Source organism: Pseudomonas anguilliseptica (assembly GCF_021375795.1).
GTDB lineage: Bacteria > Pseudomonadota > Gammaproteobacteria > Pseudomonadales > Pseudomonadaceae > Aquipseudomonas > Aquipseudomonas anguilliseptica_A.
In genome coordinates this window covers 1-14,588 of sequence record NZ_JAEIOI010000006.1, presented here as the reverse complement: position 1 = coordinate 14,588, position 14,588 = coordinate 1, and the positions used below count along the sequence as shown (strand labels likewise).

Here is a 14,588-nt window from a genome sequence, read left to right as displayed (position 1 = left end):
ATGTAGGGTGCGCACGGCGCACCCTACGGCGTCAGAGTTTTCCGTCAGCCGCCATCTGCATATAGCTCGGGTCAAAGCGCAGCTTGAGGTTGCCCTTGTCGCCGGTGACGATGTCTTTGGCGAAGCTCATGCCGATGGCATCAGCGCTTTGTGCGCCTTCGCCGAGCAAGCCGTGGCCGAAGGAGAACTCCGCGACCTTGGTCATGGTGGCCGGCAGTTTCGGGCTGGTGGCGAAGGCCACGGCGTCTTTGGCCGAATAGAACATCTTGGTCGCCGCCAGTTGTGCGTCATAGCCGGCCAGGTCGGTGCCGGAGGCCTTGGCCATATGCTCGCGCGCGGTCTTGCCGGCCGGGGTGTCAGCGCTCATGGTGGCCATGATTTCGTACCAGGCGCCGGTCAGTGCTTTGCCGAAGGCCGGGTTGTCCTTGAGGGTGTCGCTGTTGACCACCATCAGGTCGATGATTTCACCGGGAATCTGGCTGGAGTCGAACACCTTGGTCACATTCGGCGTGGCTTCGATCTCGGCCAGCAGCGGGTTCCAGGTGGTCACCGCGGTGACGTCGCTGGTGGCGAAGGCCGCGACCATATCGGCGTCGGAGGTATTGACCACTTTCAGGTCTTTCTCGCTGAGGCCGGCTTTTTCCAGGCCGCGGGCCAGCAGGTAGTGGGACACGGAGAGTTCAACCAAGTTGACGTTCTGGCCCTTGAGGTCGCCCAGGGTCTTCTTCTCGCCCTTGAGCACGACGCCGTCGTTGCCGTTGGAGAAGTCGCCGATGATCAGCGCGGTGCTGTCCACGCCGCCAGCGGCGGGGATGGTCAGGGCATCCATATTGGTCATGGTGCAGCCGTCGAACTGGCCTGCGCTGTACTGGTTGATCGACTCGACGTAATCGTTGATCTGCACCACATCGATGTTGATGTCGTACTTTTTCGCCCATTTGTCGACGATGCCTTCTGCGGCGCCGTATTCCCAGGGCATCCAGCCGGCGTAGATGGTCCAGCAGACGCTGAAGTCGGTTTTCGGCGCGGCGTGGCTATTGAGGCTGATGGCGGCGGCCAGGCCGGCGGCGAGTACTGAACACAGACGGGTCTTACGCATGGTGGAGCCTCCAGTTCGAGAAAGACAGGCAGGAGTGCGCGGCGGTTTCCCCACGGGTGGGGCGCGTTCTCCCGGGCTTTTATCCCGCCGTGTAACCTCGAAGGAGGTCGCCAACTCTCGGACCAGTCACCCGTATTCATCGGAACGCGGATCGGAACCCTAGTCAGCTATTGCAAGTTGTGGTGCCGCGATCCCGCCACAGCGGGTTGTTCCTGCACGAGTTGGGTATTGCGAACATCGTGCCAGCTTGAACTAGCCCGCTGGCACGGGGTTTCTGCTGACAGCAGGCCTGGCTTGTGCGCCCTGGCGGTGCGCAATGCAGCGGCTGTGCTGCATTGCGGGGCGTCAGATCAAAGTTGCTTGTCTGCGGCCATCTGCATATAGCGGCCATCGAAGCGCAGCAGGATGTTGTCGGCATTGCCCAGGCTGCGTTCCCCGCTGAAGGCAATACCCAGCTTCTCCAGGCCCTTGCCGTCGTGGCCGAGCAGCTTCTGCTGGTCGGCGAACTGGGCAACCCGCTGCATCAGCTCGGGCATCTTGTTGGCGCTGGCAAACGCCAGGGCGTAACGCGGTGAATAGAACGAGCGCAGGGTGTCGAGTTGCTGGCTGAAATCCTCCGGTGTGGTGCCGGCGGCGCTGGCCATTTTCGCCCGCGCCGCTCGCCCGGCATCGGTGGGCATGCCCATCAGTCGCTGGGTTTCGAACCAGGCGCCGGTCAGCGCTTTGCCCAGTTCCGGGTGGGCGGCGAGGACTTTGCTGTTGACCACAGTGAGGTCGACGATCTCACCGGGAATCAGGTTGGAGCTGAACACCTGGCTGACCTGGGCCTGATGTTTGATCTTGGCCAGAATCGGGTTCCAGGTGATCACCGCATCGCCCTGGCCGGCGAGAAAGGCCTCGGCAATCTGCGTGTCGGAGACGTGCTGGATGGTCACATCCTCAGGCTTGAGCAACGCCCATTCCAGGGCGCGGCTGAGCAGGTAATGCGACACCGAGTTTTCCACCAGCAGCACGGTCTTGCCCTTGAGGTCTTTCAGGGTCAGGCCCGGGCCGCGCAGCAGGATGGCATCTGCACCGTTGGAGAAATCGCCGATGATCAGTGCGGTGGAATCCACGCCCGCCGCAGCCGGGATGGTCAGCGCATCCATATTGGTCATCGAGCAGGCATCGAACTCGCCGGCGCTGTAGCGTTCAATCGAGCCGACGTAATCCGGCACCTCGCTGATCTCGACGCGGATACCGTACTTTTCGGCCCATTTCTGCATGATCCCTTCGCTGCCGGCATAGCCCCAGGGCATCCAGCCGGCAAAGATCGACCAGCACAGCTTGAAGGTTTTCGGTTCAGTGGCGGCATGGGCCGGTTGCAACAGCAGGCTGGCCAGCAGGCAGCTGCAGGTAAGGCGGGCGAGCAGGGTACGTAGGGGCATGGTTACCTCGGGTCAGTCAGCGGGAACAGGAAAGCGGACAGCTGTGCTGTGCGTTCTCCCGGGCTTTTATCCCGCCGTGTAACCCCATGGCCTGAGCCGTTACTTGAGGTCGTCGACTCTCGGACCGGACACCCACCGCAGTACGCTGCGGTGAATCGGAACCCTAGTCGACCATTGCCAATTGTCAGGCTGCAAGCGACTTGCTGCCGTACGCATTTCCTTGATGCTGCCTGGCTTAAGCGAGGACTGTGCCAGGTTGGCCTGTGTCAGCCGAAACGAAGGCGCTATGGGTGCTGAAATAATTTGACATGAAATCTGCCGTGCACACGCTGCGCACTGGCGAGGGGCAGATGTTGTCTGATCAGTTGGGAGCCATCCCTGGCAGCGACAGCAGTTGTTGCCGTACCTGCGGTCGAAGGAGGCCGCCATGTCCTATAAATCCATGTTGTTGGCGCTGTTGTTTGTCTCGTTAAGCGGTTGTGCGGTCTACGGCGGCGGCAGTGGCTATGGCCACCGCGGTTATGACCGGCACTATTCGACCACCTATTACCAAGTGCAACGCTACCCGGTCTATGTGGTGCCGCAGCAGCGTTATCCGGCCTACCGCCATGACGGGCGGCGCCACGAACATTACCGTCAGCCCCCGCGCTATTACGTGCCGGCGCCACCCCCACGGCATTACCAACCGCACAGCTATCAGAAGCGCCACGACTACCGCGCCGTGCAGCCGCGTGCCGGCTGGGATAACCGACCGCGGGAATACTCTCGCGAGCGTCCGCAACACCGTCAGGAACGTTACGACGGCCGCCATGGTGGCGAACAGCGGCGTGATGAGCGGCGCGGCTGGGAGCGCCAGCGCAACTGATGGCGTACGCCAGTCAGTTAGGTGTATCCGCCACCTGCTGGCCGAAGATGCGGTCTTCGGCCAGGATTTCCTCACGGATGACTTCGGCTGCCGGCGACAGACTATGCCCGGCGCGGCTGATCAAGGCATAGGCTGATTGCTCGGTCAGCACACCGTCGGCCAGCGGCAAACGCGCCAGGCGGCCGGCCTGCACATCCTCCGCCACCACATCCCAAGGCGCCATGCTCAGCACGTCGCTGTCGGCCACCAGGGCTTTGAGCACCATAAAGTTGTCGCATTGAATGCTCAGCGGCTGCTCGCGACCACTGAGTGCACGCAGGTTCTGCGCCACGGCCAGCGGCAGCTGGGTGCCCGCCATGGGGTAGTCGAGCAGCGCCTGCATCTGCAGCCTGGCGTGCGCCAATAACGGGTGACCAGGGCGACAGAACAGCACCCCGCTGTGGCGCTGCAGTGGCTCGATGCACAACAGTGGGTCACCGAGCAGCTCGCGGCTGTCGGCGACAAACAGCTCCAGAGCGTCATCCAGCAGGCTGCTGCGCAGTTCCAGCCAATTACCGATCTGCAGGTTGACCCGCACCCGTGGGTAGCGCAGCGCCATACGACCCACCGCCCGTGGCACCAGGCGCGCTGCCGGATAGGGGCCGGCGCCTAGGTGCAGTTCACCGGTTTGCAGATTACCCAGCTGGCTGACGGCGTTTTTCAACGCCTGGCTGCCCGCCAGCAGGCGCTGTGCATGTTCCAGCACCAGTTGGCCGTGGGTGGTCAGGCTGATACCGCGGCTATGGCGGTCGACCAGGTTGCAACCGAGGCTGCTTTCCAGCGCCTGGATGCTGCGACTCAGCGCGGGTTGGCTGAGGTGCACGGCCTCGGCGGCACGGGCGAAATGGCCGTGTTCAGCGAGCGCGACAAAATGGCGAAGCTGACGAAGATCATTCATGCGCAGATTGCATCATTTGTTGATTTGGAATGCATTGGAATTATTGCTGTCGCTTGGCCACTCTGCCAATACAGCCAATAACAATGAGCGACTCGCATGTTTTTACTGAATCGAACTGCCGCCGTGCTGCTGAGCCTGGCATTACCCCTGGCCGCTCAGGCCGCGCTGCCTGAAGAACAGATTCGTCCGTCGATCAACCCGGAGCTGGCTGAGCACACCAAGCACTTCGCGCAGAAGGTCTACCAGGTGGCCGGCAACGTTTATTCCGCTGTCGGCTGGCAGCTGGGTAACGTGGCGATGATCGAAGCGCCGGAAGGGCTGATCATCATCGACACCGGCGAGTCGGTCAGCGAGTCGCGCAAGATCATGGCCGAGTTCCGCAAGATCAGCGATAAGCCGGTCAAGGCGGTGGTCTACACCCACTTCCACCCGGACCACATCAATGGCGTGAAGGCTTTCGTCAGCGAAGAACAGGTGCGCAGTGGCGAGGTGCAGATCATCGCCCACGACACCCTGCTGGCCAATGTGGTGGCGCAGGGCGCGCTGGTCGGGCCGATTCTTTCGGTGCGTTCCGGCTACAGCTTCGGTGCGGCGCTGCCGGCCAGTGACCATGAACAGATGAACGCTGGGATCGGCCCGCTGGCCAAGGCCGAGGCGTCGACCTTTATCGCGCCGACCCTGACCTTCAAGGACAAGCTCGACACGCGCATCGCCGGTCTGGATCTGCAGTTTCTGCATGTGCCCAGCGAAGCGCCGGACGAGATCATCGTCTACCTGCCGGATAACCGCGTGCTGATCAGCGCCGAGGTGGAGCAGGGGCCAACTCTGCCGAATATCCACACCCTGCGCGGCACCAAATTCCGCGACCCGGTGGTGTGGGTCGACAGCCTGGACAAGCTGCGCGCCTATCAGGCCGAGCATATGGTGCCGCTGCATGGCCGCCCGGTCAGTGGCCAGGACAAGGTCGAGGAAGTGTTGCGCATGACTCGCGACGGCATCGCCTATATCCATGATCAGACCGTGCGCTGGATGAACAAGGGCCTGACCCCGGACGAGCTGGTCGAGAAGGTCAAACTGCCGCCGCACCTGGCCGGCTACACGCCTTACCTGCGTGAGTACTACGGCACGGTGAAACACAGCGTGCGGCAGATCTACAACGGCTACCTGGGCTGGTTCCAGGGTGACCCGGTGGCCCTCGATCCGCTGCCGCCAAAAGATAAAGCCGAGCGTCTGATTGCCTTGATGGGCGGGCGGGAAAAACTGCTGCTGGCCGCTGGCGAGGCTTACCTCAAGGGTGATTACCAATGGGCTGCCGAGCTGTCCAGCTACGCCATTCAGGTGGACAACGAGGACACGCTGGCCCGCGATATCAAGGCGCGCAGCTTCCGTAAGCTGGGTTACGCCAGCATGAACATCAACTGGCGCAACTGGTACCTGATGAGCGCTATGGAGCTGGAAGGCAAGCTGGCCGGTGAGGATGTCCAGCAGATGGCCGTGAGCATGCGCAGCGCGTTTCTCTCGGCGGACATGCTGAAGACCTTCCCGGCGCGGATCTTCCTGCAGAACTGGATTGCCCGTGTTGACCCGGACAAGGCCAATGATGTGCAGCTGACCTTGGGTTTCAGCTTCCCGGATATCGGCGAGCAGTGGGCGCTGGAAGTTCGCCGTGGCGTGGTGCAGTTGCATCAGGGCATCCCCGAGGGCACCACGCTCAAGCTGACCCTCGACAAGACCTACCTGGACACCGTGATGAGCGGCGAGAATGGCCTGCTCAAGGGGGCGCTACTGGGTGATGTAAAAGTCGACGGCAATCTGCTGGATATCAAAACTTTCCTCGGCTGCTTTGACTTCGGCGATACGCCGATTGCCCTGACCCTGCGTTGAGTGTTGCTGCGCTGTGCGACCCGACCAAAGTGCGGACTCACTTGAGGCGTTATCAGGGCAGACTGCTCAGGTTTTTCACCTGATGAAGGAGTGCTTCATGCCTGTTCTGATATTCGCCAAGGGTGCGCTGGCCGCATTCTGGTTGCTGGCGCTGCTCAACCTGTTTTACCCCATGGGTGAGGGCTGGCACCTGGCTGTCAATCTGATTGCCGGTGGCATGCTGCTGGCGCATCTCGGCGAGATGCTGCTATTCAACGCGCGCCTGGTTGGCCAGCCGCAGCTCTGGTTGCAGCGTCTGCAAGTGCTGCTGTTCGGCTTTATCCACCTGCGTGGTCTGCCCCGCGCCTGAGTTCCACCTTCGTTGCGCGGTCGCTTGCCTGCAACGGGCAATGCGACCGCCATCGCAACCCTCTCGTTTCCCTCCGCTGAGTTGTCCTCGCAGATGCGCTGAACATTGTGTTTTGCGCCTACGCCCCGCACCATGACGGGCGTCGCACAGCTGTGCTGCGAGCGGGCGTTAGCGCTTTCTGAGTACCGCGCCGGTCGCGACGATCTGATTTGTTTACGCGTATTCGGGCCGATAGCTGTGCGGTGGGCTCGACAGGAGTGGTTGATGTCGTTGTTCAAGCAGCTGTTTATCGCCATCTGCATGTTGATGCTGGTGAATTTCGTCGGCAGTTTTCTGGTCAGTGTGGAAAGCTCGCGTGAGCAGCAGGTCAACCAGCTGCGCGCCCATGCCCAGGATGCCGCCACGGCGCTGGGTCTCTCGCTCAGCCCGCATGTCAACGACACCGCGATGATCGAATTGATGGTCAGCTCGATCTTCGACAGTGGTTATTTCGAGAGCATTCGCGTTACCGACCCGGCAACCGGCAAGCTGTTGGTTGAACGCAGCGGTGTGCCGGTCAGCGGCGAGGCGCCCCAGTGGTTTGCCCGCCTGGTCGACCTGGAGCCGGCCCAGGGCGATGCGATTGTCAGTGATGGCTGGCGTCAGGCCGCGCAGGTGCAGGTGATCAGTCACCCGTTATTTGCTGTCGGCAAACTCTGGCAGAGCACCCTTGGCAACCTGTTATGGCTGACCCTGAGCGGTGTGCTGTGCATTGCCCTGGGTGTGCTGCTGCTCAAGCGTCAGCTGCGGCCGCTGGATTATATGGTCGAGCAGTCCAATGCCATCGCCCGCCGCGAATTCCTCAGCTTGCCGGAACTGCCGAAAACCCCCGAGTTTCGCCGGGTGGTCAATGCCATGAACCAGATGGTCGGCAAACTCAAGGCACTGTTTGCCGAGGAGGCCGCGCGCAGTGAAGCGTTGCGGGCTGAAGCCTATCAGGACAGCTTGACCGGGCTGGCCAACCGGCGCTATTTCGATCTGCAGCTGCATGCCCGATTGAATGTCGACGAGCAGGCCTGCAGTGGTTATTTGCTATTGCTGCGGGTCAATGACCTGAGCGGCCTCAACCAGCGCCTGGGCGGTCAGCGCACCGACCAGTTGCTGGTCAGCATTGCCGAGCAGCTGCAACAGCTCAGCCAGGGACGCTTTGTTCTGGCGCGTAACCGCGGGGGCGAGTTCGCCTTGCTCGCGCCGGGGTATGAACGGCATGAGGCGCAACAGCTGGCTGAGCAGCTGGAGCAGAAGCTAAACAGCCTGCAGCAAACTGGAGCCAGCGACTGCCTGCCGGTCGCGCATATGGGCCTGACCAGTTTCGCCCCAGGTGCTGCAGAAAACGACCTGTTCCGCGCGCTGGACAGCGCCTTGGCGCAAGCCGCCAGCCAGGCGCAACCGAGCTGGACATTTAATGAGCTGCTTGAACAGTCGCTGGCGGTGGATGAAGGGCAAAGCTGGTACCGCCTGCTGGATCAGGCTCTGACGCAGGGGCGTATCCAATTGTTCTTCCAGCCGGTGGTGGCTGCCGGTGACTCTGCACGCGTGCTGCACCACAAGGTGCTGGCGCGGGTACTGGATGAACAGGGCGCAGTGATTCCCGCCGGGCGCTTCCTGCCCTGGGTTGAGCGTTTCGGTTGGGCTGCGCGGCTGGATCAGGTCATGCTGGGCCTGGTGCTCAAACAGCTGCAAGGGCATCAGGCCGCTGTGGCGCTGAGCCTGTCTGGCAGCAGTATTCGTGATCCGCAAGCGCTGGCGGCACTGTATGCCGTATTGCAGCAGAACCGCCAACTGGGGTCGCGTCTGACCCTGGAATTGGATGAAGACCAGCTCCCCGACCAGGCCGCATTGGAAAGCCTGACCCAGCGCTTGCGCAGCCTGGGTTTTGGTCTTGGCCTGCAGCACTTCGGCGGGCGCTTCAGCATGATCGGCAACCTGGCGAAGCTGGGCCTGGGCTACCTCAAGGTGGATGGCAGCTATATCCGCGACATCGATCAGGAAAACGACAAGCGCCTGTTTATCGAGGCCATGCAGCGCGCGGCTAACAGCATCGATCTGCCGTTGATTGCTGAGCGCGTGGAAACAGAAGGGGAGTGGCAGGTGCTACGCGCCATGGGCATTAGCGGCGTACAGGGTCGTCTGTTCGGTGAGCCCGGGCCTTGGCGCTGAAGCAGGTTCTGGAGGCGCGGGCTATGCCCGCGAACCCTTGTTAGCCTGACGTATCAATGCGCTTGGATCAGATCAGCTTTGATTCATCATCATTGATCAACCGATGCAGCCCGCCCAAGGCATCCCGCGCCTTGCTACGGCCGACCAGCTTGCTTTGCGCGGCCTCTGGCAGATCGGTGATGCGTACCACACCTTTACGGATCAGTACGGTAATCAAGTCTTCCAGTACCCGGATCATGTCCAGGTCGCTCTGCTTGAGCTGCAGCAGGCTGCTTTCGACCGTCTGGTTGGCATACCAGGCCTGAGCTTCCTGGCTATCGGCCAGCAACTCGCCATCCATGCCCTCGAAGGGCGCCGCTTCCACCTGTTGCAGATTGCCCCAGGCGTCCCGCTTTACATACAACATCGACCGCTCCTTGCCTCTGTGGCCACCCTGACTGAACAACCCCGCCGCCTTATGGTAGCGGGGTTGTGGTTATCGGTTTAGTCGATCTTGATGGTCGAGGTGTCAGTTGTCCCGATTAGCGTGCTGATGTCATAGCCCGACAGGTTTACGCCGGACAACTCGATTTTGACGTCCGTCTTGCTGGCGATAGCCGCATTGCTGTCACCTTCCTCGAATTGCCCGGTCGAGCTGACCAGCAAGGTCGAAGTGCCGTTCACGGTTACCAATTGCAGGAACTGCTCAATGTTTTCCGCAGATTCACCCTGCAACAGATCGCTCAGGTCGATACGGTCGCCTTGGGCGACATTGAAGTCCATGATCACGTCTTTGCCATTGGCACTGTTCAGATCACCTGCTTTCCAGGCAAAGGTATCAGCGCCAGTACCACCAGAGAGAATGTCATCACCCTCTCCGCCGATCAGGATGTCGTTGCCTGCTCCACCATTGAGGGTGTCGTTGCCCGCGCCGCCCTCCAGCCGGTCGCGCCCCGTACCACCATTGAGAATGTCATTGCCTGCGCCACCGATCAGTACATCGTTGCCCGCGCCACCATTAAGGGTGTCGTTGGTGCTGCCGCCGATCAGTATCTCGTCGGCATCGGTACCATTGATGATATTGCCGGTGACATGCTGGATATCGACCGCAGTGCTAGTGCTCGCACCGTTTTCGCTGAGGGTGTAGCTGAAGCTGGGTGAGGGTGTATCAATGGTCAGCACAAGGTTATACGGGGTATCGCTGCTGGTGTTGGAGTTGGTTTGCAGGCTGATATAGAAATCACCTGTAGTGGTCGCAGTGAACCAGCTATCGGATGTATAGGACTGCAGCGAATTGCCATTGGCGTCATAAATAGTCCGCAGCACTGTTCGGTCCGGACTGCTGTTGGTTCCGGTGATGCCGTCCACGTCTATATAGATACGTTCGCCTGCAATCAGATGAACTTTGACTGCATCCAGATCGCGGCCGCTGGAGTTGGAGCTGGTATTGTCCAGAAGCCCTCTCAATACTCGGGTATATCCTACGATGCTCGAGTCAACCGCCCAGCCGGTGCCTGAGGTGCCAAGGTTGCCGAATTGGCTACGATCGGTTAAGTCGATTGCGGTTTGCAGGGTGTTGTTCTGATTGTTGCTTGCACTATCACCACTCGCCTCGGTCGACACCCCGATAGCACCACCTATTCCTGGCGTAAAGGTAATGGTGTCTGTACCGCTTACCGTTACATTGACCGCACCTCCGACGCTGCTGATGCTGGCATCGCCACCGCTGCTGTCGTTGTGTAACAGGGATTGACTCGAAATCGTGATCGGTGCGCCGCCCTGGATATTGGTCAGGATGGTGTCGCGATTTGCATCCAGGTTGGCCTCATAATCCAGCACGATATTCAGATTGATACTCTTGGTATCGCCATCATTGTCGGTGGCGGTGATGCGGAATACCTCGGTTTCATTGTGGATACTTTGGTTCACTTCCAGGCGGTAGGTATAGGCACCGGTAGTGAAGTTCACTGTCAACTCACCGCCCTTGATGGTGTAGATGGTTTGCTCGTTGCCGGCAGCCTTGGTATAGGTCGTGCCGTCCACCACCACGCTGGTCAGCGTGCCTCCATCTGCACCCAATAGCATGCCGCTGGTGCCGTTGTTGGAAAGCACGGAGACATTGCCCAGCACCACACCGCCATCCACTGTTTGCAGCAGGGTGTTGGTCAGATCAGCTGGATTGGTAAGCGTGATGGCATAAGGCTCGTTGGCTCCATCGGCCGTGTTTGGGTAGGCGATAGGAGTGATATTGCTCATGGAGACACTGCTGCCGATACCGATGGCAAAGGCAATGTCACCATTGTCTTGGACGAAGTCCTGCCAGTTAGTTGTGTTTGACCCGCCAACCGCATATCCGCTGGTGGGTTCACCGTCGGTAACGAAGTAGAACAGGGTTTTGTCGGCTGCGGGCGGAGTGCCCCAGTTGCTTATCACCGAGTTCAAAGCTGTGCTGTATTGAGTGCCGCCATTGGCTTGCGTCTGGTCTACGAATTTGATTGCGCCAGTCGTATTGTCGACATACCAGTTGGAGGTCGTGACGTCGTCGGCGAAGCTGACAATTTTGACGTTGACCTTGCCTAGTCTGTCGTAACTCTTGATCAGTTGCTCCAACGCATCCTTGGCAATGTCCATGCGTACGCTCGCCGGATCGAAGCCCGCTTGGTTGGAAGCCCGGCCCGCAGAATCCCATGCCATACTGCCCGAACGATCAAGTACGATGACCAAGTTGTAGGTAGCCGCCGCATCGGCCGCTTGCAAGGTTTGGGTGATGTCACCACCGCTTGGTGCGTCATCGATTACGTTGATGGTCAGCGTGCTACTGCTGTTCTTGCCGGTGTCGCTGTCAGTGAGCGTGTAGCTGAACGTTGGTTTGTCGTTAACACCTTCGGTCGTAGCACTATTCAGCGTATAGGTATAAGCGCCCGTATTGGCATTCACGACCAGAGTGCCAATGGTATTACTAATGGTAATAGTGCCGCCGGAAGGCTGAACACCGTTGATGCTGGTGATGCTGGTGTTAGCGCTGATGCCGGCATCGTTGAGCAGCAGGTTGCCCGTCACTGTTGTTGTCGCCACCCCTGCCTGGGTGCCATTAGCCAGACCGGCCTCATACACCGTAGCGACATCGGCCATGGCGCTTGGGCTGCCACTGGTACTGATGGTCAGGGTTGTGCTTGAGCTATCACCGTCGGCATCGGTCAGGGTGTAGGTGAATTGATCCGGCGTGATACTGCTCAGATCCGGTGTAGCTGTCAGCCCGTTGATTCGGTAGTTGGAGCTAGCGGTTCCAGTGGTGAACACAAGGTACTGGAATGCTTGTGGGCTGGTGATCTCACTGGTTACGACATTGCTCGATGCTCCGGTAATAGTTCCCGAGGCAACAAGGTTGCCGCCTGCATCGTAAGCCCGCCATTGCGCACTCTCAGCAGCACTAAGATCGGTCAGGGTCACACTTGTGCTGCGGCTCGCCATATTCAGGTTGAGTACGAGGTGTTCGTTGTTCTCGATACGTGAAGTGTTGCTTTGGTTTGTGTCATTACCTGTTAGGGTTGTTTCCACCCCCAGACCATCATTGTTACTACCGCTATTGTTGCGGTAACGAACGATATTTGATGCGCTGTTTGTTAGAGAGGCCAAGTTGAGTGTGTTGTTGGCATTCAATGGCGATGAGCCATCAAAACCAAACAGGCTGATGCCAGCGGTATTCCAGCCCGAAATAATGGTGGCAGTCGTAGATGCACCACTCCCTGTCCCTGTGGATGCCGGAACCACCTTGTTCTGATAGGTCGAGGTGTAGCTATAACTGCCAGTTTGGTTGATTACCAGAGTGCCGTGAGTGGTCGTGATGGTGGTGTTTCCGGCACCAAGGTTGTAGCTCGTGCCATTGAACTCGATGCTGGAAACCCGACTTGCATCGGCTCCCAGAGTGTCTTGCCCGCCAACATTGCCTTCACCGGTCACGACATTGCCGGTGATGGTCGCGTAATTATTGGCGTTATGGCTGCGTACTCCCACGCCAACGTTGTCCGTGTCTGGATTGGCGATTGGGGCGGTATCGGTAATGTCGATGGTTACCGTCGTCCATGCGGAACTCAGGCTGCCGTCAGAAACCCGATAAACGAAGCTGTCGACATCTGCTACTGCATCGCCGTGGTTACGCACAGGGGCGGTGTAAGTGAAAGTCCCGTCGGCGTTCATCACCACTGTGCCGCCAAGTGCTGTGGTGATCGAATTACTGCCGTTCGCCGCGGTAGCACTACTGCTGTTGTTGGTTGCGAACTGCGCCACACGCAGTGCCGAGTGGGCTGCATCTACATCCGTGTCGTTGGCCAGAACAGTGCCGTGAATCACTGTGGCGCCTTCGACTGTGGAGTAGCTGTCACTATTTCCCACTGGCGCATCATTAACCGGATGTACCGTTACCACCAGATTCTGCGTGGTGCTGGCTTGGTTGCCATTGGCCTGCTCAGTGGCAGTGGCTGTCACGCTGAGGTTAATTGTGCCATTGAAATTTTGTGGCGGAGTGAGCGACAGATTGTTGAGCGTCCAGCCGCTGACGGGGGCAACGGTATTACCTGCCGATGCGGTAAAGGTATGGATGCCATCGCTAAGTGTTGCGCCTTCTGGCAATCCTGAGATGTTAATTACCAGTGTTTCGGAACCATCAGTATCCACTAGGCCAGCAGTGATTTTGGACAGCGGAATCGAACTGTCCTCATTGCCTTCGTTGATGTCGAATGGGCGATAGAAAGTGCCGCTTGCGTCGGTTTGTAGATCGCTCAGGCGGACGCCTTGATCTGTAATCGCGTTGCTATTAGGGAACAAGTCAAAGTTTGTGCTGTTGAGATCCTGTGACGGTCCACCATTAACCGATACGTTCACATCATAGTCACCGGGGCCACTCTGGTTGTGGTGATAAATCGCCAGGGTGTAGTAGCCGCTGCTAGCCGGTGTAAAGCTGCCATTGAACTGACCGCTGCCAGGGCTCCACGTAGCCTGAGCCACATTGTTGCCACCGACCACGACGCGGATACTGTCGTCACCAACGCCGCTGAAGGTATATGTCTGGCCAGCTTCCAGGTAAATCAAACCAGAGACTTTGCTAGCAGTACCTTCAATTACATTGTTGTTATTTACATCGCTCAGTGTCGTGCTGTTGCTTGGTGCGCCAGCCTGATCAATTACGGATTGCAAAGTAGTTGGGTTGGCGCCGTTGCCGTTCGTCCCCAGTGGCAGACCTATCCAAGTCTGAACCAACAGGCCACTGCCGTCGGGCAGGTTAAGCTGATTATTCAGGTTGAGTACGGGGGTATCGGCTACTGGTGCAATGTCGACTACGAGTGTGGCTTCCGTACCTTCATTCACGCCATCGGTCGGCTTGAACTTGATGTGGGCGTAGTCGGCTTGTTGGTTGCCGACTCCAGTTCCGCCAAATGCATCAATGCCTGATTCATTTGTGCCAGGCGCAAAACGTAATTTTCCGGCATCAATATCAGCTTTGCCGATAGTTTGGTTCAAGGCTACAGGTGCCCATGAGCCGTTACTCAACTGATACTCAAGATTGCCATTACTTGGCAGTTCAGTAATGACAACTGCAAGGCTTTCAGGGCCCGAATCAGCATCGTTGACGCCAAAATTGGCCCAGGTCAATGTAAGCAACTGATCTTCTGTACCTGCTGCAATGGAAGTGGATGCAACAGGTGCAGTGTTGACGTCCAAAATGCCACCGGTGCCGGTTTGACCGCCGATGGTCAGGGTGACGGTTTCCACCGGTTCACCGGTGACGGTGTCGGTGAGGGTCGGCACGCTCACGCTGAAACCGGTGACGCCTGCTGGCACGGTGACCAGGC

The 14,588-nt window shown here is 59.1% G+C and carries 9 protein-coding genes and 2 riboswitches; of the genes, 4 read left to right on the top strand and 5 right to left on the bottom strand.

The window, feature by feature from the left end; translation table 11 throughout:
- Positions 1–31: 31 nt before the first annotated feature.
- Positions 32–1,099 carry a putative urea ABC transporter substrate-binding protein gene (locus IOD17_RS17140; protein ID WP_233686251.1) on the bottom strand — a complete coding sequence of 356 codons (1,068 nt, stop codon included), beginning with the start codon at positions 1,097–1,099 and terminating at the stop codon, positions 32–34.
- A gap of 66 nt (positions 1,100–1,165) precedes the next feature.
- A riboswitch (guanidine-I (ykkC/yxkD leader) is annotated at positions 1,166–1,273 on the bottom strand.
- A gap of 176 nt (positions 1,274–1,449) precedes the next feature.
- Complete coding sequence (locus IOD17_RS17135) at positions 1,450–2,526, bottom strand: putative urea ABC transporter substrate-binding protein (RefSeq protein ID WP_233686250.1); 1,077 nt, start codon at positions 2,524–2,526, stop codon at positions 1,450–1,452.
- Positions 2,527–2,579: 53 nt separating this feature from the next.
- A riboswitch (guanidine-I (ykkC/yxkD leader) is annotated at positions 2,580–2,704 on the bottom strand.
- A gap of 249 nt (positions 2,705–2,953) precedes the next feature.
- Between IOD17_RS17135 and IOD17_RS17130 the strand changes: the two genes are divergently transcribed.
- Positions 2,954–3,391 carry a hypothetical protein gene (locus tag IOD17_RS17130; RefSeq protein ID WP_233686249.1) on the top strand — a complete coding sequence of 146 codons (438 nt, stop codon included), beginning with the start codon at positions 2,954–2,956 and terminating at the stop codon, positions 3,389–3,391.
- 13 nt (positions 3,392–3,404) lie between these two features.
- Here IOD17_RS17130 and IOD17_RS17125 read toward each other — a convergent pair whose 3' ends face one another.
- Positions 3,405–4,328, bottom strand: coding sequence for a LysR family transcriptional regulator (locus tag IOD17_RS17125; protein ID WP_233686248.1), 924 nt, complete (start codon positions 4,326–4,328; stop codon positions 3,405–3,407).
- Between the two features lie 96 nt (positions 4,329–4,424).
- Between IOD17_RS17125 and IOD17_RS17120 the strand changes: the two genes are divergently transcribed.
- The 3 genes from IOD17_RS17120 (at position 4,425) to lapD (ending at position 8,760) form a co-directional block, all read left to right on the top strand.
- Positions 4,425–6,212: an alkyl/aryl-sulfatase gene (locus IOD17_RS17120; RefSeq protein WP_233686247.1), complete on the top strand. Its 1,788-nt coding sequence runs from the start codon at positions 4,425–4,427 to the stop codon at positions 6,210–6,212.
- Positions 6,213–6,309: 97 nt separating this feature from the next.
- On the top strand, positions 6,310–6,561 hold the full coding sequence (locus IOD17_RS17115; protein ID WP_233686246.1) for a DUF1145 domain-containing protein: 252 nt from the start codon (positions 6,310–6,312) through the stop codon (positions 6,559–6,561).
- 264 nt (positions 6,562–6,825) lie between these two features.
- Positions 6,826–8,760, top strand: coding sequence for a cyclic di-GMP receptor LapD (lapD, locus tag IOD17_RS17110; RefSeq protein WP_233686245.1), 1,935 nt, complete (start codon positions 6,826–6,828; stop codon positions 8,758–8,760).
- A gap of 67 nt (positions 8,761–8,827) precedes the next feature.
- Here lapD and IOD17_RS17105 read toward each other — a convergent pair whose 3' ends face one another.
- Together IOD17_RS17105 and IOD17_RS17100 are read right to left on the bottom strand one after the other, a co-directional pair.
- On the bottom strand, positions 8,828–9,166 hold the full coding sequence (locus IOD17_RS17105; protein ID WP_233686244.1) for a tryptophan synthase subunit beta: 339 nt from the start codon (positions 9,164–9,166) through the stop codon (positions 8,828–8,830).
- Positions 9,167–9,243: 77 nt separating this feature from the next.
- Positions 9,244–14,550 (bottom strand): type I secretion C-terminal target domain-containing protein, encoded by a 5,307-nt coding sequence (locus tag IOD17_RS17100; protein WP_233686243.1) that lies wholly within the window; start codon positions 14,548–14,550, stop codon positions 9,244–9,246.
- Positions 14,551–14,588: the final 38 nt, after the last annotated feature.